The organism is Streptomyces sp. L2, from assembly GCF_004124325.1.
In the GTDB taxonomy this organism is placed as follows: domain Bacteria; phylum Actinomycetota; class Actinomycetes; order Streptomycetales; family Streptomycetaceae; genus Streptomyces.
In genome coordinates this window covers 1607989-1629138 of the sequence record NZ_QBDT01000001.1, presented here as the reverse complement: position 1 = coordinate 1629138, position 21150 = coordinate 1607989, and the positions used below count along the sequence as shown (strand labels likewise).

Here is a 21150-nt window from a genome sequence, read left to right as displayed (position 1 = left end):
TCGCGGAGCAGACAGCGCAACCTCGTGGCCCGGATACGGGAAGCCGGGTGGGCGGCTGCCTGTTCGAAGGCTTACGATCCTCTCTCGTGTCCAAACTGACCGACGTGCCCAAACGGATCCTGATCGGGCGCGCACTGCGCAGTGACAGGCTGGGCGAGACCCTTCTGTCGAAGCGCATCGCACTCCCCGTCTTCGCTTCCGACCCGCTCTCCTCCGTCGCCTACGCGCCCGGAGAGGTCCTGCTGGTCCTGTCCGCGGCGGGCGTGTCGGCGTACAGCTTCAGCCCCTGGATCGCCGTCGCGGTCGTCGTGCTGATGTTCACCGTCGTCGCCTCCTACCGGCAGAACGTCCACGCCTACCCCAGCGGCGGCGGCGACTACGAGGTGGCGACCACCAACCTCGGCCCCAAGGCCGGCCTGACCGTCGCCAGCGCGCTCCTCGTGGACTACGTGCTGACCGTCGCCGTGTCCATCGCCTCCGGCATCGAGAACCTCGGCTCCGCGATCCCCTTCGTCGTCGAGCACAAGGTGCTGTGCGCGGTCGCCGTGATCGTGCTGCTGACGCTGATGAACCTGCGCGGTGTGAAGGAGTCGGGCAAGCTCTTCGCGATCCCGACGTACGTGTTCGTCGGCGGCGTCTTCATCATGATCCTGTGGGGCGCCTTCCGCGGCCTGGTCCTCGGCGACACCATGCGCGCCCCCACCGCCGACTTCCACATCAAGGCCGAGCACCAGGGCCTCGCCGGCTTCGCGCTGATCTTCCTGATGCTGCGCGCGTTCTCCTCCGGCTGTGCCGCGCTGACCGGTGTGGAGGCCATCTCCAACGGCGTGCCGGCCTTCCGCAAGCCCAAGTCGAAGAACGCGGCGACCACGCTGGCGATGATGGGCCTGCTGGCCGTCACCATGTTCTGCGGCATCATCGCCCTCGCCATGTCGACCAAGGTCCGCATGGCGGAGAACCCGGCGGCCGACCTCCTCCACCACGGCGTCCCGGTCGGCTCCGGCTTCGTCCAGGACCCGGTGATCTCCCAGGTCGCCGAGGCGGTGTTCGGCAAGGGCAGCTTCCTGTTCGTGCTGCTCGCCGCCGCCACCGCGCTGGTCCTGTTCCTCGCGGCGAACACGGCGTACAACGGCTTCCCGCTGCTCGGCGCGATCCTCGCCCAGGACCGCTACCTGCCCCGCCAGCTGCACACCCGCGGCGACCGCCTCGCCTTCTCCAACGGCATCGTGCTCCTCGCCGGCGCGGCGATGCTGCTCGTGGTCATCTACGGCGCCGAGTCGACCCGGCTGATCCAGCTCTACATCGTCGGCGTGTTCGTCTCCTTCACGCTCAGCCAGACCGGCATGGTCCGGCACTGGAACCGCCTGCTGGCCACCGAACGGGACCAGGCCAAGCGCCGCCACATGTTCCGCTCGCGCGCGATCAACACCTTCGGCGCCTTCTTCACCGGCCTGGTCCTGGTCGTCGTCCTCGTCACGAAGTTCACCCACGGCGCCTGGGTGGCGCTGCTCGGCATGTGCATCTTCTTCGCGACGATGACGGCGATCCGCAAGCACTACGACCGTGTCGCCGAGGAGATCTCCGCCCCCGACGGTCCGGGCGACGACACCGTACGGCCCTCCCGCGTCCACTCGGTCGTCCTGATCTCCAAGATCCACCGCCCCACCCTGCGCGCCCTGGCCTACGCCAAACTGATGCGCTCGGACACCCTGGAGGCGCTCACCGTCAACGTCGACGCGGCGGAGACCAAGGCGCTGCGCGCGGAGTGGGAGCGGCGCGGGATCGACGTACCGCTGAAGGTGCTGGACTCGCCGTACCGCGAGATCACGCGGCCGATCATCGAGTACGTCAAGAGCCTGCGCAAGGAGTCCCCGCGCGACGCGGTCTCGGTGATCATCCCCGAGTACGTGGTGGGCCACTGGTACGAGCACCTGCTGCACAACCAGAGCGCCCTGCGCCTGAAGGGCCGGCTGCTGTTCACGCCCGGCATCATGGTCACCTCCGTGCCCTACCAGCTCGCCTCCTCCGAACGCGCCCGCAACCGGGCCCGCAGGCGCCAGGAATGGAACGCCCCGGGCGCGGTCCGCCGCGGCCCGGCGGTGGAGCGCCCGAAGGAGCCGCAGGCGAACAAGGACTGAGGCGGGCGGCCGGGGCCGCACGGACCACGGGCCGGGGCCGGCGGTCGGGGCTGTGCGGGCCACGGGCCGGGGGCGGTGGCCGGGGGCGTACGGACCACGGGCGGAGGCTGGCGGCCGGGCTGTGCGGTCTACGGCCTGAGGGCGGCGGTCGGGGCTGTGCGGGCCACGGGCCGGGGGCGGTGGCCGGGGGCGTACGGACCACGGGCGGAGGCTGGCGGCCGGGCTGTGCGGTCTACGGCCTGAGGGCGGTGGCCGGGGCTGTGCGGAGCACGGGCCGGGGTCGGCGGTCGGGGCCGTACGGACCACGGGCGGAGGCCGGCGTCCGGGCTGTGCGGGCCACGGGCCGGGGGCGGCGGCCGGGGGCGTACGGACCACGGGCGGAGGCTGGCGGCCGGGCTGTGCGGTCTACGGCCTGAGGGCGGCGACCGGGGCTGTGCGGACCACGGGCCGGGGTCGGCGACCGGGGCTGTGCGGGCCACGGGCCGAGGGCGGCGGCCGGGGGCGTACGGACCACGGGCCGAGGCCGGGTGGGGAGGCCGTAGACTGGTGGGCTGTTGTTCCGCGAGGCCACCGGCCTACGGCCTTCCCCCTCGCTCCCCGTCCCTCCCTTCCCGATCTGGAGTCACCCCGCCATGCAGGCAGAACCGAAGAAGTCGCTGGTCGGGGACGAGTACGAGGTCGAGATCGGCCCGGTGGCGCACGGCGGCCACTGCATCGCCCGCACCGCCGAGGGCCAGGTGCTGTTCGTCCGGCACGCGCTACCGGGGGAGCGGGTACGGGCCCGGGTGACCGAGGGCGAGGAGGGTGCCCGCTTCCTGCGGGCCGACGCGGTGGAGATCCTCGACGCCTCCAAGGACCGTATCGAGGCCCCCTGCCCCTTCGCCGGGCCCGGCCGATGCGGCGGCTGCGACTGGCAGCACGCCAAGCCGGGCGCCCAGCGCCGGCTCAAGGGAGAGGTGATCGCCGAGCAGCTCCAGCGCCTCGCGGGCCTCACCCCCGAGGAGGCCGGCTGGGACGGCACGGTGATGCCGGCCGAGGGCGACAAGCTGCCCGCGGGACAGGTCCCGCAGTGGCGCACCCGCGTTCAGTACGCCGTCGACGCCGAGGGCCACGCCGGTCTGCGCCGCCACCGTTCGCACGAGGTCGAGCGGATCGACCATTGCATGATCGCGGCGGCCGGGGTCAGTGAACTGGGCATCGAGAAGCGCGACTGGACCGGCATGGAGTCGGTGGAGGCGATCGCGGCGACGGGCTCGCAGGACCGCCAGGTGATCCTGACGCCCCGCCCGGGCGCCCGCCTCCCGCTCGTCGAACTCGACAGGCCCGTCTCCGTCCTCCGGGTCGGCGAGAAGGACGGCGGAGTCCACCGCGTCCACGGCCGCCCCTTCGTCCGCGAGCGCGCCGACGACCACACATACCGCGTCGGCAACGGCGGCTTCTGGCAGGTCCACCCGAAGGCCGCCGACACCCTGGTGACGGCCGTCATGCAGGGCCTGCTGCCCCGCAAGGGCGAGACCGCCCTCGACCTCTACTGCGGGGTCGGCCTCTTCGCCGGCGCCCTCGCCGACCGCCTCGGCGAGCAGGGCGCGGTCCTCGGCATCGAGTCCGGCAAGCGGTCGGTGGAGGACGCGCGGCACAACCTCGCCGACTTCCCGCGCGTCCGCATCGAACAGGGCAAGGTCGAGTCGGTCCTCCCGCGCACCGGCATCACCGAGGCCGACCTCATCGTCCTCGACCCGCCCCGGGCCGGCGCGGGCCGCACCACGGTCGCTCACCTCACCGCCCTCGGCGCCCGCCGCATCGCCTACGTCGCCTGCGACCCCGCGGCCCTCGCCCGCGACCTGGCGTACTTCCGCGACGGCGGCTACCGGGTCCGCACCCTCCGCGCGTTCGACCTGTTCCCGATGACGCACCACGTGGAGTGTGTTGCTGTGCTAGAGCCAGTGACGAAGGGCGTCTGACCAGCCCTTTTGTATTTCCTGTGAGCTTGTTCGACCTGCTTTCGGGGGTTGGACGGGCACACTGTGTGGAGTACCCGGGCTGCTGTGGTCCTAGGTCAGAGGCCGGTAGGCAAGAGACGTCGATGTGGCATCTCGTCGCTTCGATGTAAAGGCGTTCCTGCAGCAGCCGTTCACCGCGATCCGAACGCCCTGGCCGAGGGTTGCCGAAGTCGCCACCGGTAATGGCTGATCGCGAATGATTCCGGCCAGCGACAGGTCTGTGACTGGCCATAGCCGTCGAGTGCACCGTTCGGCGGCTGCAGACTCACGTACGGTCTTCGGACCTGTGGGGCGATGTTGGGGGAGCGGTGTACATGACAGGGGTGGGGCGGCCTTATCCCGTCGAGGAGCTTTTGACGGCGGTGCGCGCTGAGATCCTTGCCGAACTCCGGAACGACGCCGAGGGCGCCATGAAGGTTGCTCTTTCCAAGGGGCGGCTTCTCTCACAGTCTGGGGGGACACGTGAGTATCTCTTCGAGTGCCGCACCTGGCACGACAGCCTGGACGGTGTTTCGGTCCTTGCCCGGCCGTCACGTTCCCGGAAGGCGTGGGACCCGGCCGAGGCGTCTCGAGCTCCGGACGGGACCGTACGGCTCGTGACGAAGGCCGATCTCGGGGCGGCGCCCGCGAACATTCAGATCCGCAAGGACGACTCCGCGAACTGGGCCGCGCTGGCCGAGCGCCTGGAGGCGGCCGGCGGCCAGGACAGCGCTGTCGATGCGGACCACGCGGGCTGGCTGGTCGGCCGGGGTACCCCGCGCACCGGCCGTGCCGAGAACCCGGGGCAGTGGGTGGCGAACTGGGCGGGGCTCCAGCTGAACCCACGTCAGCGCGACGCCGTCGCACAGGCCCTCGCCAGTGAGGTGCTGTTCCTGTGGGGACCGCCCGGCACGGGGAAGACGGACGTCGTCGGTCACATCGTCGAGGGCAGTTTCCGCCAAGGACTCAAGGTCCTGTTTCTCGCCCCCACGAACGTCGCGGTGGACCAGGCTCTGGAGCGGATGTGCTCCCTGTTGGAGCACGAGGAGGGCTTCGCCGAGGGGATCGTCCAGAGGGCAGGGAGCATCGTCCTGCCGTCGCTGCGCAGCCGCTACGGAGACCAGGTCGACCCGGCCCGGATTGCCGCCCTGCTTGTGGAGAGCATCGACCGACAGATCAGCACGGCGACCGACCAGCTCAAGGGCGCGAGGGCGGCGCTGGCCTTGCACGACCGGATCCGGGACCTGGAGTCGGATCTGGCCACCGGTACAGAGGAGATGGCGGGGGCAGACCGTGACCACGCCGCGGCGGCGAAGATGGTCGCGGCCGCGGACACCCTGGCCGCGCAGCTGCGGCGGAAGATGGAGAAAGTGGGGCCACCGACCGGATTCCTCGCGGAGCGCAGAACGGCGAAACTGAGCGACCTCTGGTCCGCCCTGGCGCACGAGGAGGACGAGGCGAAGCGGGCCAGGGCGGACGTGGCGCGCGCGGCCCGGCGCCGCACGGCGGGCGAGAAGCAGGCGGCCGAGGCCCGCCGAGCCCTCCCCGCGGCCTGTGCCGCAGTTGAAGGGATCCCGCCCAGGCAGATCGTCGCCGAGTCCGCTGCCTCGCTTCAGGAGCAACTTGACGAACTCGGGCGGAGACGCAAGCAGATCCAGGACGAGGTTCGCTCCCACTGCCGGGTGCTCGGAGCGACCGTGGCCAAGGCTGTCCAGTCGAGGAAACTGCTTGACGAAGTCGATGTCGTGGTGATCGATGAGGCCGGGATGGTCAACCTGCCATCGGCCTGGTTCGCTGCCGGTCTCGCCCGTAAGCGGGTGGTCGTCGCGGGAGACTTCCGACAGTTGCCCGCAGTGACCAAGGGCGACGGTGACCGGGAGGCGAGCGAAGAGGAGCGCACCCACTCCCGCGAGTGGACCGCTCGGGACGCCTTCCACGCCGCCGGGCTGGTCGACCCTTCCGGTCGGGTGCGCCAGGACCCTCGCTTGGTGGCGCTCGACACCCAGTACCGGATGCGGGAGCCGATCTGCGCGGTCGTCAACGAAGTGGCGTATCCGGACGCGCCGCTCAGGACCGGGCGCGGGAACACCAGCCGCCTGCCGTTCGCCCCGCTCATCGACTCCCCGGTGATCCTGATCGACACGTCCGGCCGCCGAATCCCCGGTGGCGGCCGCAAGCCCCACATGACGAACGCCGTCCACGCCGCGGTCATCCACGAGCTGGTCCGAGGGCTCCAGTACGAGGGAGTTCTGCCCGGACGCAAGTGGCAGGAGGTGCCCGAAGGGGAACGGGCGACCGACCGGCTCGCCGTCATCTCCCCGTACCGGGAGCAGGTCAAGGCCCTGAAGAGCAGCCTGGCCCACCGGTTCGGGGAGGACTACGACGGCCTGGTCGACACCGTCCACCGGTTCCAGGGCAGTCAGCGTCCCGTCGTGCTCCTCGACACGGTGGCGGGCGCCGGCAAGGATCCCGGATTCTTCTACAGCGGAACGGGACTGTCATCGCAGACCTGCCGCCTCCTGAACGTCGCTCTCAGCCGGGCCCAGGACCACCTGGTCGTCGTGGCGGACGTCGCCTTCCTGCGCCAGCACCTGGCCCCGCACAGTGAGGCACTGGCGATGGTCGACCATCTGGAGGCGCACGCGCAGACCATCTCCGCCGACCAGCTGATCCCGATCCGCGACGCGGGCCAGCTGGCCACCCTGTCGGAGGAGGAACTGGCGCGACCGGCGTTCTTCGAGCACAGCGAGGTCTTGGAGGCGGTGGCATGGGATGTGGAGCGAGCACAGCGCAGCATCGAGCTGTACTCGGCGTTCATGGACGCACCTCCCGTCCGCCGGTGGGCGCGGATGCTCGGTCCAAAGGCGGCTGAGGGGCTTGAGATCACGGTCTTCACCCGCCCGTCGGAGGAGCAGCAGGAGCCCTCGCGCGTGGCGCGGCACAGGGAGCTGGTCGGGGAGCTGGAGGCCGTCGGCTGTCGGGTCGAGTTCCGCGATCGTATGCACGAGAAGGTCCTCATCCTGGACGGCTCGGTTCTGTGGCACGGCTCGAAGAACCTGCTCGCGAACATCGGGCCGACGGACCTGATGATGCGTTACACGGACCCTGCCTCCTGCGACCGTGTACGGCGGCTTATGGAGCGCACCCGCATGGAACGCCCGGCACGAGGGCTGTGGCGTCCCGCCAGGGAGATCGCTCCAGCGTCCGAGATGCCTGCCCAGCGAGCCGAGGCGCCGGACGGCAAGGTGTACCCGGGGCTTGTGCGGGATGGTCGTCTGTACCTCGACGTCCCGTTCGAGCAGAAGGACGAGGCCAAGCGCCTGCTCAGGGCCCAGTGGGACCGGGAGGCCCGGCGCTGGTGGGTCGACGCGGACCGGATCACCCGGGAACAGGCGGCGCGCTGGCTGCCGTAGGGGAAGCTCGCTCCGCGAGCTGCAAGGGACGTCCCCCGCCAGCCAGAAACCGTATGACGACGACCGCAAATCTGGTGAATGGGTGCTGTTCGGCCTGACGGTGGGGGCGTACATGGGGGAAGGCTGTCGTGCCCACCCGCGCTGGGTTGTGGATCACTCTGAACTTCCGGACCCGTCATCGTCAGGCGCGCTCCAGCGCACGGGTCTGTTCCCAAGGCGTTCATAGAACGACCTAGTTGGGTCTCTGACCAGTTCCGTCGACCAGTCACCTCGGACGTCAGGAATCCTCGGCTGTGCCCCCAACCTTGTATCGCGACGCGAATTGCACGCTCCGGCACCTGATCGAGGACCTCACTTGGGAGGGCACGCTCGTTTGACGCTGTTCCCGATGACGCACCGCGCGGAGTGCGCGCCGATTCTGGAGCCCGCTGAGAAGCGTCGCTGACCCGCGGTTTCGGTGCGTTGCGTGAGGTGCGTCGGGGTGATGTCCTGACGCACGTCCGGCGCACGACCGTACAGGGGCGGGGTGTGTCCGTCGGGCGGGGACGCGCTTCCCCGCGCGGTGCGACAGCCGACGGGCTCTGGGGACGCCGATTCCGAGGGCGGCGTTCAGTTGTCGCGGTCCGCCGGCTTGAGGCGGAGTGCCGAGGCGAGGAAGAAGACGCCGCCGAGGAAGGCGTAGCCGGCGAGGTTCTGGAGGGTGGCGCCGTCCTTGCCGGCCTGGAGGAAGAAGCTCGCGCCGGCGAGGGTGGAGATGGCGCCGCTCACGATCATCGGCCACTGGCCGCCCATGCGGCGGCGGACCAGGCCCACGGCGAGCTGTGTGATGCCCGCCGTGACGGCCCAGACGCCCCAGACCCGCAGGACGGCCGGGATGCCGGAGGTCACCGCTACGGCCAGGGCGATGCCGGCGAGAACGCTGAGCGCGATGTTCACGGACAGCCTCCTGGTCGCGCCGCGGTCCGCTCGGGCCGACCGCAGGTCGACGACCGCGCAGGCCGCGTCGAAGAGGGGGTAGAGCACCAGCAGCGTCCCGCTGAGCGGGCCCAGCCTGTCGGCTGTCGCGAACAGCAGGGCCGCCCAGACGGCGGCGAACGCGAAACGCAGGAGATACAGCTTGCGCAGGGCCGCCGGGAGCGTGGCCGGGGCGGGGGGAGCGGGCTGGCTGCCGACGGTGTCCATGACGGATCCGCCTCTCGCTGAGGAGGGAGAACGTTCGGTCTCTTCGCATCATCGGGCGCTCCCGTCGAATCTGTCAAGACCGAACGTTCTCCCTCGCGCTGTAGGGTGGGAGTCATGAGCCGGAAGACACCAGAGGGCAGCACGTCCGAGGCCCGAGCGCGGCTGCTCGGCACGGCCGTCAGGATTTTCTACGCGGAGGGGATCCACTCCGTCGGCGTCGATCGGATCATCGAGGAAGCGAAGGTGACCCGGGCGACCCTGTACCGCCACTTCTCCGGCAAGGAGGACCTCGTCCTCGCCTACCTCCAGCAGGCCGACCAGGGCATCCGGGCGCAGCTGTCGGCCGCCCAGGACGGTGTGCGGAGTCCGGACGACAAGGTGCGCGCGGTCGCCCGCGCGATCGCCGAGGGCATCCGGTCGGAGGGCTTCCGCGGCTGCGCCTTCCTCAACGCCGCGGCCGAGTATCCCGATCCGGCGCACCCGATCCACCAGGCCGTTCTCGCGCACCGGCAGTGGTTCCTCGGTATGGTCACGGACCTGCTGGCGCAGGTCGGAGACGCGCCCGCCGAGGCGGCGGGGCGGCACTTCGTCATGCTCCGGGACGGAGCCATGGCCGCGGGATGCCTCTCCGATCCCGCACTGATCACCGAGACGTTCGTCGAGGGCGTCGAGGGGATCGTGCGGGTGCGTTCCGCGGGCCCGGGCAGCCGCGCGGTGCGGTCCGTTCCGCGCTGACGCGTCAGGCGGGGTGCGTCGGCGCTCCCTCATCGCGACTCGTGATCGCCCGGCTGACCGTGACGATTCCCGGTGCCGGCCGGCCCGGGAGCCGGGCCAGGAGGATGCGGCGGATCTCGGGGGGCGCTCCGTCCACGCGCAGCAGCGACACGCCGGGGGGCAGGACCGGCCGCATGCGGGCCGGGACGGTCGTCACGCCGAAGCCCGCGGTGACCAGTTGGAGCTTTGTCAGCCAGTCGCCCGTCGTGTGGACGACCCGGGGCCGTCCGGGCAGGCCGGGCCATACGCCGAGCAGGGGTTCCGTACTCGATGCCGGGGCGGAGATCCAGGGCGCGTCGACGAGTTCGTCGACGTGGACGGCGGTGCGGCCGGCGAGCGGGCCGTTCGTCCGCGCGGCCACGAGCAGTTCGGTGTCCTCGACCGTCTCGACGCGCAGCCGGGGTGATTCGCCGTCCGACGGCCGGTGCGGCGGGCGGGACGACAGCACGGCGAGGTCGATCGATCCTGCCCGCAGGGCCCGGAGCAGGCGGGGCGTGGTGCCCTCACGCGTCGTGACCGTGAGGTGCGGGCCGGCCGCCGCGAGCCGCGTGAGCACACCGGGCAGGAGCACGGCCCCCGCGCTGGGGAACAGTCCCAGCCGCACCACCTCCCCAGGCGTCGTCGGGCCGGTGAGTTCCTGCTCGGCGGCCTCGACCGCGTCCAGGATCGCGCGGGCGTGCCGCAGCAGGGTCTGGCCGGCGGGAGTGAGCCGCACCCCGTCGGGACGGCGCTCGAACAGGGCCTTGCCCGCGCTCCGTTCGAGAGCCGCCGCCTGGCGTGAGATCGCCGACTGCGTGTAGCCGAGCCGGGCGGCCGCCGCGGTGAAGCTCCCCGATTCGGCGACCTGCCGCAGAACCCGGAGGGAGGCGCTGGAGAAGTCCATGCGCACTACGCATACCACACATGCCGGATCGTCGCTTGGCGCATGGCGTCGGCGCTCCTAGCCTCGAAGAGGACGATCAAGGAGGCGCAGATGCGAGCAGCAGTCCTGACGGAGTTCGGCGCACCGCTCACCGTGCGGGAGAGGGCCGACCCCCGGGCCCGTGGCGGCGAGGCGGTGGTCGAGGTGCTCGCCGCCGCTGTCCCGCCGTACGCGGACGAGGTCTTCGGCGGTCGGCGCAACTATCCGCTCGAACCCCCGGTGGTCCCCGGCATCGGCGGTGTGGGGCGCGTCGTCCACGTCGGCCCGGACGCCACCCGGGTGCGCGCCGGTGACCTGGTCTGGTGCGACTGCACCGTCCGCGCGCGTGACGACGCGCTGACCCCCGACATCACGCTGCAGGGCTGGAGTTCCCGCGGCGACGGCGGCGCCCGGCTGGCCCGGCACCTGCCGGACGGCGCGTTCGCCGAACTCATGCGTGTCCCGACCGAGAACGTCTATCCGCTCCCGCCGCGGGCCGCGTCCGACCTCGCCCGCTGGTCGTCGCTCGGCGTGTACGTCATCCCCTACGGCGGACTGCGGGCGGGCGGACTCGAAGCGGGGGAGACGCTGCTCGTCAGCGGGGCCACCGGCAACCTCGGCAGCGCGGCGGTGGCCGTGGCCCTCGCCATGGGCGCCGGACGCGTGGTCGCACCGGGCCGCGACCGCGGCGTGCTCGGCCTCCTCGCCGACCGGTTCGGCCCGCGCGTGCGCCCGGTCGAGCTGACCGGCGACGAGGACGCGGACCGCGCGGCCATGTCCGCTGCCGCGGAGGGCCCGATCGACATGGTGATCGACCTGCTCCCGCCCGCCGCGCCCAGCTCGGTGGCGCGGGCGGCGGCCATGACCGTCCGCGAGTTCGGCCGCGTCGTCCTCATGGGCGGTGTCGGCATGCTCGGCGGCGCGGACCTGTCCCTTCCCTACCCGTGGCTCATGCGCAACTCGGTGACCGTGCGCGGCCGGTGGATGTACCCGCGCCCGGCGAACACCGGCATGATCCGGCTGATCGCGTCCGGTGCGCTCGACCTCGGTCCCGACCGGATCCGGACCTTCCCCCTCGACGCCGTCAACGAGGCCGTCGCGTACGCGGCCGCGCACGGAGGGCCGTACGAGCGCACCGTCCTGACCCCGGCCGCCGGCTGAGCGCCGTACCGCGGCGGGCCTGTTGACGCATTGGTCCAGACCTTCTACGTTGTGGACGCCTGAACAAAGGCGGCAGTAGGCCGTGTCCCGGCCCCGCCCACGCACATGCACGGTTCACCTCACCCCTGTACCACCCCACCACCACAGGGAGAACCATGTTCCACAGGCGCAGATCACCTCGGGAGATTCGAGAGAGAAGAAGCGGGTTCCTTCGGGAAAGAAGGGGCTGGTCACTTCCGGGAAGGAGAAGCGGGTCCCTTCAGGTAAGAAACACGCGGACGTGGCGGCGGATCGCCGTCCTCGCCGCCGCGCTGATCCTCCCCCTCGCGGCGCTCACCGGCCTCGCGGCACCCGCCCAGGCCGCCGGAACGCTGACGGCGACCTTCAGCACCCAGGACAACGGCTCCTGGTGGAAGGGCGCGTACGTCGTCCACAACAGCGGCACGGCCGCGGTCAGCGGCTGGACCCTGGAGTTCGACCTGCCCGCCGGGGTCTCCGTCACCGGGCACTACAACGGCGACGCCACCGTCTCCGGGCGTCATGTGACCGTCCACAACGCCTTCTACAACGCGAGCGTCCCGGCCGGCGGCAGCACCGAGCCGTACAGCTACTGGTTCATCGCGAACGGGCCGATCGGCGCTCCGACGGGCTGCACCGTCAACGGCGACAAGTGCGACGGCACGCCCGACGTCCCGCCCACCGCCCCCGGAACGCCCAAGGCGACCGCGGTCACCGCGCACTCGGTCGCGCTGAGCTGGGCCGCCGCCCAGCCCGGCGACCACGCGGTGGCGTCGTACGAGGTGCTCAGCGGCTCGGACACCGTCGCCACCACGAGCGGCACCTCGGCCACGGTCACCGGGCTGACCCCGGCGACGGGATACACCTTCACCGTGCGGGCCGTGGACACGCGCGGGAACACCGGTCCGGCCAGCGCCCCGCTGACCGTGCAGACGGTGGACCCGTCGACGGACCCCACGCCGCCGACCGTGCCGGGCAACCTCCACTCCACCGGCAAGACCTCCTCCAGCGTCAGCCTGGCCTGGGACAGGTCCACCGACAACGTCGCGGTCGCCGCCTACGACGTCTACCGCGGCGGCACGCTCGTGAAGTCCGTCGGCGCGGACACCACGTCGGCCACGGTGGACGGGCTCTCCCCGGCCACCACCTACACCTTCACCGTCAAGGCCCGCGACACCGCCGACAACCCGTCGGCCGCCTCCACGCCCGTGAGCGTCACGACCGACGACGTCGCCGGGACGGGCAAGCAGCTCAAGGTCGGCTACTTCGTGCAGTGGGGCATCTACGGCCGCCAGTACTTCGTGAAGAACCTCGACACCTCCGGCGCCGCGGCCAAGCTGGACGTCGTCAACTACGCCTTCGAGAACCTGGATTCGAAGAACCTCACCTGCCAGGCGGGCGTGACCAAGGGCACCACCACCGACCCGGAGGACCCCGACCAGGGCACCGACGCGGGTGACGCGGACGCCGACTACGCGCGCCCGATGTCCGCCGCCCAGTCGGTCGACGGGGTCGCCGACGACGGCTGGGGCAAACTCCGCGGCAACCTGAACCAGTTGAGGAAACTCAAGGCCAAGTACCCGCACCTGAAGGTGCTGGCGTCGATCGGCGGCTGGACGTACTCGAAGTTCTTCTCCGACGCCGCCGCCACGCCGGAGTCCCGGGCGAAGTTCGTCAAGTCCTGCATCGACGTGTGGATCAAGGGCAACCTGCCCGTCTACAGCGGCGCGGGCGGGCCCGGCACCGCGGCCGGCATCTTCGACGGCTTCGACATCGACTGGGAGTGGCCGGGCTCGGAGGGCCACCCCGGCAACCACTACGGCACGCAGGACAAGGACAACCTGACCGCCCTGCTCGCCGAGTTCCGCAAGCAGCTCGACGCGCTCGGCGGCGAGCACAAGCTGCTGACCGCCTTCACGCCGGCCGACCCGGCCAAGATCGCGGCCGGCTGGGACCTGACCCGGATCTTCGACTCACTGGACTACGCCGACGTGCAGGGGTACGACTTCCACGGCGCCGGGAGCGACAACTCCTGGGAGCCGAAGCGCACGGGAGACGGCTCCAACCTCTACACCGACGCGCAGGACCCCTACCCCGTCCACTTCAGCATCGAGAACGCGATCAAGGCGTACCTGGACGCGGGGGTCAACCCGCGCAAGCTGACGGTGGGCTTCCCGTTCTACGGCCGCGGATGGCAGTCCGTCACGGACGGCGGCGCGGCCGGCGAATGGCAGGACGCGAACGGGGCCGCACCCGGCCAGTTCGACACCGAGGCCGGGACCCGCGGCTACGACAACCTGATCACCAGCTTCCCGTCCATGACCGTCCACCACGACGAGCAGTCGGTGTCGACGTTCGGCTACACCGGCCCCGGCGGCCAGTGGTGGACCTTCGACGACGCCTGGTCGATCGGGAAGAAGACGGCCTGGATCAAGTCCAAGGGCCTCCTGGGCGGCTTCGTCTGGGAGATGTCCGGCGACACCCCGAACGGCGCGCTGATGACCGCGCTCGACGACGGGCTGTCGTGAGGGAGGACGGGGCCCTGACCCGAGCCGGGCGGAGGATGCAAACGGCCTAACCGGCAGGGCGCCGTCCGGTCCGGCGGTGAACAGTTGCCGTACAGGGCGACCGGTCTGCCTCGGGCACCGGCGCCCACTGAGCGGCCGTTCGGAAGGGCAGGAAGCATGCGCGTCCTCATGACTGTCGAGCTGGACACCCAGCTGACGAACAAGGCGATCACGGAAGGCAGGCTGGCGGCCATCATGGAGTCGGTGTTCGAGCGGATCCGCCCCGAGGCGGCCCACTTCGGCGCCAAGGACGGCATGCGTACGGCGTACGTCGTCTTCGACCTGGTGAACGCCTCGGACATTCCCTCGGTCGCCGAACCGTTCTTCCAGGAGCTGAACGCCCGGATCGAATTCATTCCCGTCATGAATCTGGACGACGTCCGGACCGGCCTGCAGAACTTCGCGAACGCCCGGTAACCCGGAGGGGGCGGGAGCAGGCGGTGACGGAGGCCGGCCCGGACAGATGACGGCGGGGATGGGACAGGACGGCGGCGGAGGAGCCGGGCGGACGGCGGTGTCGTGCACCGTCGTCCGCCCGGCCGTCGCCGGCGCGACTCTCAGGTGTCCGCCCGCACGGACGCCGACGGATCCGTGGGCGCCGCTGCCGCTGTTACTGCCGCGGCCGGGACGCGGGCCGGGCGGCGGGGGGAGGGGAGGAGGGAGGCGAGGGCCCAGCGGCCCGGGCCGAGGGCGGCGATGAGCAGGAAGGACCAGCAGAACATCACCGCCGCCTCGCCGCCGTTCTGGATGGGCATGACCGCGTGCCGCTGGTGCACGTCGAAGTAGGCGTACGCCATGGATCCGGAGCACAGGAGGGCTGCCGCGCGGGTTCCGAGGCCGCACAGGACCAGGGCGCCGCCGAGCAGCTGGATGACCGCGGCCCACCAGCCGGGCCAGGCGGCGAACGCGGGCTCGGCGCCGTGCGGGCCGCCCAGCACGCCGAACAGGGCGGCGGCCCCGTGGCAGGCGAACAGCAGCCCAACGACGACACGGAACAGCCCGATGACGGGCTCTCTGCTTCGTTCGAGCGCTTCCATCGGTCGATCCTCTCTCGCGCAGCGGCCTCGTGGGCGCTGCGACGCGGTGGGGGCGGTGTGGCGGTGCTGAGCCGCGGCTGCGGGCGCACCGGCCCGGTCGGGTCGGTGCACGGTGGTGCCGGGACGGTGCCCGGGTAGTGGTGCGCCTGGGGGGGGGGGCGCCGCGTCCGTGGGGGTGGCGTGCCGCTCGGTGAGAGGGGGCGGTGTCGGTCGGGGTGACACGCCTGTGCGGTCGAACATTGAACCACCCTGACGGACTTTGTCTAGACCAAAGGCCGGTCACATTCCGTCCGCTCGCCCTCCATCAACTCTGGCCTGCGGTTTGGCAGTTCGGCGCGTTCAGCCCCTTGACCGGAGGCGATTCCTGGTTATGGTCTAGACCTAGTGGCCGTCAGGTCTAGACCTATACCTGCCTCCGTTCGCCCGAGCCTCCCGGGCGGCGGTTCCCCCACACAGTGAAGGAAGTGGCACGGCATGAACACGAAGAGACGGGCGGCTGTCGCCATCGGCGCGCTGGTCGCACCCCTGCTCGCGGTGAGCCTGCCGGCGAGCTCCGCCAGCGCCCACGGCTGGGTGACCCTCCCCACGAGCCGTCAGGAGCAGTGCGCCGAGGGAGTCGTCCAGTGCGGCGAGATCAAGTACGAGCCGCAGAGCGTCGAGGGCCCCAAGGGGCTGCACAGCTGCAGCGGCGGTCACTCGGAGTTCGCCGAACTCGACGACGACAGCAAGGGCTGGCAGGTCACCCCGGTCGGTACGGCCGCCACGTTCACCTGGCACAACACGGCCCGGCACGCCACCCTCAACTGGCAGTACTTCATCGGCGGCCAGAAGATCGCCGAGTTCGACGGCCACGGCCAGCAGCCGCCCGCCGACCTCAGCCAGCAGGTGAACTTCGGCGGCTTCACCGGCCGTCAGAAGGTCCTCGCCGTCTGGAACATCGCGGACACCGCCAACGCCTTCTACTCCTGCGTCGACGTCAACATCGGCGGCACCGGGGGCGGTGGCGACGGAGGCGGCACCGGCGGCGATCCCGGCACCTGCACCGCGCCCGCCTGGAGCGAGACGGCCGTCTACACCGGCGGCGAGACCGTCTCCTACGACGACCACAACTGGCGCGCCAAGTGGTGGGTGACCGGAGACAAGCCCGGCACCACGGGAGAGTGGGGCGTCTGGGAGGACCTCGGAGCCTGCGCGGCCGCGTGAGCGTGGGCGGAGCTCCTCCAGCGTCCCGGCAGCACGGCACGGCCCCCGGGGTCCCCCTCCCCGGAGGCCGTCGGCGGACTCGGAGCCTGTGTCAGTTCTTCGGCATCAGGACCGAGTCGATGATGTAGACGGTGGCGTTGGCCGTCTTCACGTTGCCGCAGACCACCTTGGCCGAGTCGTCCACGGTGTAGCTCGTGCCGGAGCCCGAGGTGGTGACCTTGCCCTTCTCCAGCGTCGTGAAGGAGCGGTGCTCCAGGTCCTTCGGCGTGAGCCTCTCGCCGACGACGTGGTAGGTGAGGATCTTCGTCAGCTCGGCCTTGTCGTTGAGGACCTTGTCCAGCTGGGCCTTCGGGATCTTGGCGAAGGCGTCGTTGGTGGGCGCGAACACCGTGATGTTCTGCGCGTTGTTCAGGGTGTCCACCAGGCCGGCCTTCTTCACGGCGGACACGAGGGTGGACAACACCGGGTTGTGCGAGGCGGCCGTCGCCACCGGGTCCTGGGCCATACCGTCGAAGGAGCCCGCGCCGTTCTTCGGCACCGCCGAGCACGCGGAACCGAACGGCTGGTCCGCCGTCATCGTCCCCGAGGGGGTCGCCTTCGACGCGGCCGTGGACGAGGAGGTGTCCGCCGCCTTGCTGCTGCTGTTGCCGCTGTCGCCGGAACAGGCGGACAGGGCCAGCGGCAGGACGCCGGCGGCGGCCACGGCGAGGGCGGTGCGGCGGAAGCGGAAGGTACGAGTGTTCATCGTGTTCTCCTGTTGACAGGTGCCGGCGGCGGACGCCGACGGCGGTGCGTCGGGCAGTGGTTCGGGGGAGCGGGGGGCTGTGTTTCGGGGCGCGCGGGCCCGGTGCCCGGCGTGCCGGCGGGGCCGTTGCTGCACACGGTCAGTCGACGGTGACCACCACCGAGTGCCATCCGGAGGCGCCGTCCGGGATGGTCCCCGTGCGCCGCGGGGTCTGGGTCGCGCCCGTGCTGTCGGTGGCACGGACGGTGAGGGTGTGGGTCCCGGGGGTCGCCGGCCAGGGCCAGGACCACTGCCGCCAGGTGTCGGTGGTGTCCTGCGCGGCGAGGCGGGCGGTGTGCCAGGGGCCGTCGTCGACGCGGACCTCGACCTTCCCGATACCGCGGTGCTGGGCCCAGGCGACGCCGGCCACCATGACCGTGCCGGCCTTCGGGCGGGCGAACGGCTTGGGGGTGTCGATCCGCGACTCCGTCTTGACCGGGGCCCTCTTCGCCCAGCCCCGCTGGACCCAGTAGGGGTCGTAGGCGTCGAAGGTGGTCAGCTCGATCTCCTGGAGCCACTTGCAGGCGGAGACGAAGCCGTACAGGCCGGGCACGACCATCCGCACGGGGAAGCCGTGCGCGAACGGCAGCGGTTCGCCGTTCATACCGAGGGCGAGCAGGGCGTCCCGGCCGTCCATGACGTCTTGGACGGGCGTGCCGAGCGTCATGCCGTCCACCGAGCGCGCGACGAGCTGGTCGGCCGCGCCGCCACGCGAGGGCGGGCGCACCCCGCACTCCTTGAGCAGGTCGGCCAGGCGGACGCCGATCCAGCGGGCGTTGCCGACGTACGGGCCGCCGACCTCGTTCGAGACGCAGGTCAGCGTGATGTCCCGCTGGACCAGGTCCCGGCCGAGCAGGTCCTCGAAGGTGTAGGTGCGCTCGCGGGCGACGCCCTTGCCGTGGATCCGCAGCCGCCAGGTCGTGGTGTCGACCTTCGGCACGACCAGGGCGGTGTCCACCCGGTAGAAGTCCTTGTTCGGGGTGGTGAAGGGGCTGATGCCGGGGATGTTCAGCCGGGCGCCCTTCGGGACGGGGCGCGCGGGCGACGCGGGGGCCGGCAGCACGATCTGGTTCCGGGAGGCGGCGGCACCGCTGCCGCGCCGCGCGTTCAGCGTCCGGCCGGCCAGCCCGGCGCCGGTGGAGGCGGCCGCCACGGCCAACGCCACGCCGATGAAACCACGCCGGTCCCAGCCGGGTTCCCTCGCCGGGCCACCGACGCCAAGGCTCTCCGTGAGCGACCTGGGGTCCCCTCCCGGCCGGGAGTCCGGCGCGGCGTCCTTGTGTACGGCACCGGGTGTGGCACCGGTCGCGGAGTCCTCCGGCACCGGTGCCGCTGCCGCTGTGGTGTCGGGTGTGGGGTTCTCGCGTGCGGGTGCCGGTGTGGTGTCGGGTGTGGGGTTCTCCCGTACGGGTGCCGGTGCGGTATCGGGTGCGGCGTTCGCCGGGCGGCTCCGTAGCCGGCCCGCCACCGCGTACAGGGCGAGCGCGCCCGCGCACGCCCCCACCAGGGACGGCAGGGCGTCGGCGGCGCCGGTCGAGTCCGGGCGGGTCAGCGCGGCCCACGCGCCCACAGCCCCGGAGACCAGCACGCCCGCCGAACCGGCCGTACGCCGGTGCAGCGCGACGATGCCCAGGGCGAGCGCGATGACGCCGAGCACGACCACGATGCCGAGCTGCAGGACGAGTTTGTCGTTCGTGCCGAAGTGCCGGATCGCCCAGTCCTTCAGCGACGCGGGCGTGCGGTCGATGGCCGCCGACCCGACGGCGACGACCGGCGACGCCTGCGGCCGGACCGCCATGGAGACCAGCTCCGCGACGGCCAGGGCGGCGTACCCGGCGAGCAGACCGCTGATCGCGGCCAGCACATGGCGGGCGACGCCGGCGGGGTTGCGCTTCTTCGTCCTCACGCCGGTAATCCGGCTCCGGCCGGGTGCCGGATTGGTCGGTCACCGGATCGGATTCACCTTCCGTTTCGCACCAATCCGCGGCCCGCCCGGCTACGGATCACCTGCGGGTATATCCCCAAGCTGGAGCTGATCTGCCCGGGAGTCGGCGCTGCGCGCCAGCTCCTGACTGTTCGTCACCACACTCACCCCCTCCAGCGAAGAGACGGACAAGCGAGGGCCACCCGACCGAGCCACCAGCCGCACCGGGGCGGCCTGGAGCAGGCAGACAGGCGCCAGCGCCCCGCCAGGGGCGCGGGGAACTGCGCGACCAACCACAACGTCGGGTCAGGCGGATATGGCGCCCTGGGGGCAGTGCCTCGTCAGGGGCGCGGGGAACTGCGCGACCAACCACAGCGCCGGGCGTGAGCCGCCCCGGCGCCCGAGCCGCACCATCGGCTCGCTCGGGCACCGGGCCACCGGCCCCAGGGAGTCGGCCCCCGCGGCTCACGCCGCGAACCGCATCGCCGCGACCGGCGTCGACGTCGGCCGCGAGGAACCCCCCGCCGGTTCCACCGTGACGCCCACCCCCCGTGCCCCGTTCACCGCGCCGCTCATCAGCACCGCCTGGGTGGCCCGGCCCGGGCTCAGCAGGCCGGCCGGCCGCATCGTGCCGTGGTCGTCGAACCACAGTTCGTACACCTTGCCCTGCGGCGGAGTCGCCAGCCCGGCGTCGACGAAGACCGCGCGGTCCCGGTCGCGGGACACCACCACCGTGGCGGTGCCCCCGCCGGCCAGCCGCGCCGTAGTGGTGTGCGCGTCCGGCGCGGCCAGCACGGCGGCGATCTCGTCCGAGCGGTGCTCGGCCCGCGCGGCCCGCTGGCGGGCCTGGTCGGCCTGCTCGTGCTGCCACACCGTCGCGCCGCCGAGCCCCGCCGCGGCGGCCAGACACGCGGCCAGGGCCCACCGGGTCAGCCGGGTTCCGCGCCGGACGGCGGCCGGGGCCCGCGCGCCGGTGTGGCGCGGCGGCTCCTGCCGTACCGACTCGATCCGGCGCAGCACGTCCTCCCGCAGGCCGGTGCGGGGCGGGACGGCCGCGGCGAGGCCGAGCCGGCCGGCGGTCGCCGACAGCTCCCGCACCTCGGTCGCGCACGCCTCGCAGGACGCCATGTGCCGTTCGAACGCCGAGCGTTCCTCCGCGCTCAGCGCGTGCAGCGCGTAGGCGCCGGTCAGGGTGTGCAGGTCGGCGGCGGTCACGCGGTCACCCCCAGGCAGTCGCGCAGCCGGATCAGCCCGTCGCGCAGCCGTGTCTTCACCGTGCCCAGCGGCAGCGCCAGCAGCTCGGCCACCTCACGGTAGGTCAGGCCCCGGTAGTAGGCGAGGGTCACCGCCTGCCGCTGCAACTCGGTCAGCGTGCGCAGGCAGCGCCGTACCTGCTCCCGCTCCAGCCGGGTCTCCACCTCCTCCGTGACCTCGTCGTACTCGGGCACTCGGTCCAGCAGGGCCGCCTTCTCCTCGCGGGCCGCCGACGCCTCCACCGAGCGGACCCGGTCCACCGCGCGCCGGTGGGAGAGGGTGAGGATCCAGTTGATCGCGCTGCCCCGGTCGGGCCGGTAGTTGGCGGCCGTGCGCCACACCTCCACCAGCACCTCCTGTGTCACCTCCTCCGACTGCGCCCGGTCCCGCAGCACCGCGCGCACCACGCCGTGGACCGGTGCGGCGACCGCGTCGTACACGGCCGCGAACGCCTTGCGGTCGCCCCGGGCGACATCGCCGATCAACTCCTCCAGATCGGGCCCCGCGGCGGGGTTTCTGCCGATGTGGACGACTTCTTTCACGGGACTCCTCCGGGACGCGGACCGACACGGCCCGACACGGCCCGACACGGCCCGACGCGGACCGACACGGCCCGACGTGGAGCTACGAGGACCGACGCGGGACCGACACGGGAACGACACGGGACGTGGGAAAGGCATGCATACATGGATCGCACGGGTAATCCGAGGCTGCCGCCCGCCCGGATTGGCCGCATCCGCGACCCACCGAGGATCCCCGGATACGGCCGGACGGCCCGGACGGCCGGACAATGCCGGGTTCCGCGGGGCAGGGGC

The 21150-nt window shown here is 71.9% G+C and carries 15 protein-coding genes; 8 read left to right on the top strand and 7 right to left on the bottom strand.

Going from position 1 to position 21150, the window contains the following annotated elements; translation table 11 throughout:
• Positions 1 to 86 precede the first annotated feature (86 nt).
• The 3 genes from DBP14_RS06675 to DBP14_RS06665 all read left to right on the top strand — a co-directional run bounded on the left by DBP14_RS06675 (position 87) and on the right by DBP14_RS06665 (position 7530).
• A complete protein-coding gene (locus DBP14_RS06675; protein WP_129306108.1) occupies positions 87 to 2138 on the top strand; it encodes an APC family permease in 2052 nt (683 codons plus the stop codon).
• A gap of 632 nt (positions 2139 to 2770) precedes the next feature.
• Entirely contained in the window at positions 2771 to 4099 is a 1329-nt protein-coding gene (locus DBP14_RS06670; RefSeq protein WP_129306107.1) for a TRAM domain-containing protein, read from the top strand.
• 635 nt (positions 4100 to 4734) lie between these two features.
• The gene (locus DBP14_RS06665; protein ID WP_206739218.1) at positions 4735 to 7530 is read left to right on the top strand and encodes an AAA domain-containing protein; all 2796 of its coding nucleotides are present in this window, start codon (positions 4735 to 4737) and stop codon (positions 7528 to 7530) included.
• A gap of 609 nt (positions 7531 to 8139) precedes the next feature.
• Here the strand turns inward: DBP14_RS06665 and DBP14_RS06660 are convergent.
• Complete coding sequence (locus DBP14_RS06660) at positions 8140 to 8712, bottom strand: hypothetical protein (RefSeq protein ID WP_129306106.1); 573 nt, start codon at positions 8710 to 8712, stop codon at positions 8140 to 8142.
• A 114-nt stretch (positions 8713 to 8826) separates the two neighbouring features.
• On the opposite strand from DBP14_RS06660, the gene DBP14_RS06655 reads away from it, so the two are divergent.
• Positions 8827 to 9447 (top strand): TetR/AcrR family transcriptional regulator, encoded by a 621-nt coding sequence (locus tag DBP14_RS06655; RefSeq protein WP_129306105.1) that lies wholly within the window; start codon positions 8827 to 8829, stop codon positions 9445 to 9447.
• A gap of 4 nt (positions 9448 to 9451) precedes the next feature.
• Here DBP14_RS06655 and DBP14_RS06650 read toward each other — a convergent pair whose 3' ends face one another.
• On the bottom strand, positions 9452 to 10369 hold the full coding sequence (locus DBP14_RS06650; RefSeq protein WP_129306104.1) for a LysR family transcriptional regulator: 918 nt from the start codon (positions 10367 to 10369) through the stop codon (positions 9452 to 9454).
• A gap of 90 nt (positions 10370 to 10459) precedes the next feature.
• On the opposite strand from DBP14_RS06650, the gene DBP14_RS06645 reads away from it, so the two are divergent.
• The 3 genes from DBP14_RS06645 (at position 10460) to DBP14_RS06635 (ending at position 14550) form a co-directional block, all read left to right on the top strand.
• Entirely contained in the window at positions 10460 to 11548 is a 1089-nt protein-coding gene (locus DBP14_RS06645) for a zinc-binding dehydrogenase (protein ID WP_206739217.1), read from the top strand.
• A 155-nt stretch (positions 11549 to 11703) separates the two neighbouring features.
• Positions 11704 to 14094, top strand: coding sequence for a glycosyl hydrolase family 18 protein (locus tag DBP14_RS06640; protein WP_129306103.1), 2391 nt, complete (start codon positions 11704 to 11706; stop codon positions 14092 to 14094).
• A gap of 168 nt (positions 14095 to 14262) precedes the next feature.
• Positions 14263 to 14550 (top strand): hypothetical protein, encoded by a 288-nt coding sequence (locus DBP14_RS06635; protein WP_241740833.1) that lies wholly within the window; start codon positions 14263 to 14265, stop codon positions 14548 to 14550.
• A gap of 140 nt (positions 14551 to 14690) precedes the next feature.
• Here DBP14_RS06635 and DBP14_RS06630 read toward each other — a convergent pair whose 3' ends face one another.
• Positions 14691 to 15170, bottom strand: coding sequence for a DoxX family protein (locus DBP14_RS06630; RefSeq protein ID WP_129306101.1), 480 nt, complete (start codon positions 15168 to 15170; stop codon positions 14691 to 14693).
• Positions 15171 to 15644: 474 nt separating this feature from the next.
• Between DBP14_RS06630 and DBP14_RS06625 the strand changes: the two genes are divergently transcribed.
• Positions 15645 to 16373 (top strand): lytic polysaccharide monooxygenase, encoded by a 729-nt coding sequence (locus DBP14_RS06625; protein ID WP_129306100.1) that lies wholly within the window; start codon positions 15645 to 15647, stop codon positions 16371 to 16373.
• Between the two features lie 91 nt (positions 16374 to 16464).
• On the opposite strand, the gene DBP14_RS06620 is transcribed toward DBP14_RS06625, so the two are convergent.
• The 4 genes from DBP14_RS06620 to DBP14_RS06605 form a co-directional block, all read right to left on the bottom strand.
• Complete coding sequence (locus DBP14_RS06620; RefSeq protein ID WP_129306099.1) at positions 16465 to 17118, bottom strand: fasciclin domain-containing protein; 654 nt, start codon at positions 17116 to 17118, stop codon at positions 16465 to 16467.
• A gap of 139 nt (positions 17119 to 17257) precedes the next feature.
• Complete coding sequence (locus DBP14_RS06615) at positions 17258 to 18955, bottom strand: molybdopterin-dependent oxidoreductase (RefSeq protein ID WP_129311724.1); 1698 nt, start codon at positions 18953 to 18955, stop codon at positions 17258 to 17260.
• 591 nt (positions 18956 to 19546) lie between these two features.
• Positions 19547 to 20296, bottom strand: a complete 750-nt coding sequence (locus DBP14_RS06610) for an anti-sigma factor (protein WP_129306098.1) — start codon at positions 20294 to 20296, stop codon at positions 19547 to 19549.
• Positions 20293 to 20877: a sigma-70 family RNA polymerase sigma factor gene (locus tag DBP14_RS06605; RefSeq protein ID WP_129306097.1), complete on the bottom strand. Its 585-nt coding sequence runs from the start codon at positions 20875 to 20877 to the stop codon at positions 20293 to 20295. The genes DBP14_RS06610 and DBP14_RS06605 overlap by 4 nt, the downstream gene beginning before the upstream one ends.
• Positions 20878 to 21150: the final 273 nt, after the last annotated feature.

Coding starts and splice junctions, on each gene's coding strand:
- DBP14_RS06630 (WP_129306101.1), bottom strand. CDS start 15,170: ATGGAAGCGCTCGAACGAAGCAGAGAGCCCGTCATCGGGCTGTTCCGT.
- DBP14_RS06625 (WP_129306100.1), top strand. CDS start 15,645: ATGAACACGAAGAGACGGGCGGCTGTCGCCATCGGCGCGCTGGTCGCA.
- DBP14_RS06645 (WP_206739217.1), top strand. CDS start 10,460: ATGCGAGCAGCAGTCCTGACGGAGTTCGGCGCACCGCTCACCGTGCGG.
- DBP14_RS06640 (WP_129306103.1), top strand. CDS start 11,704: ATGTTCCACAGGCGCAGATCACCTCGGGAGATTCGAGAGAGAAGAAGC.
- DBP14_RS06655 (WP_129306105.1), top strand. CDS start 8,827: ATGAGCCGGAAGACACCAGAGGGCAGCACGTCCGAGGCCCGAGCGCGG.
- DBP14_RS06660 (WP_129306106.1), bottom strand. CDS start 8,712: ATGGACACCGTCGGCAGCCAGCCCGCTCCCCCCGCCCCGGCCACGCTC.
- DBP14_RS06615 (WP_129311724.1), bottom strand. CDS start 18,955: ATGGCGGTCCGGCCGCAGGCGTCGCCGGTCGTCGCCGTCGGGTCGGCG.
- DBP14_RS06635 (WP_241740833.1), top strand. CDS start 14,263: ATGACTGTCGAGCTGGACACCCAGCTGACGAACAAGGCGATCACGGAA.
- DBP14_RS06650 (WP_129306104.1), bottom strand. CDS start 10,369: ATGGACTTCTCCAGCGCCTCCCTCCGGGTTCTGCGGCAGGTCGCCGAA.
- DBP14_RS06670 (WP_129306107.1), top strand. CDS start 2,771: ATGCAGGCAGAACCGAAGAAGTCGCTGGTCGGGGACGAGTACGAGGTC.
- DBP14_RS06620 (WP_129306099.1), bottom strand. CDS start 17,118: ATGAACACTCGTACCTTCCGCTTCCGCCGCACCGCCCTCGCCGTGGCC.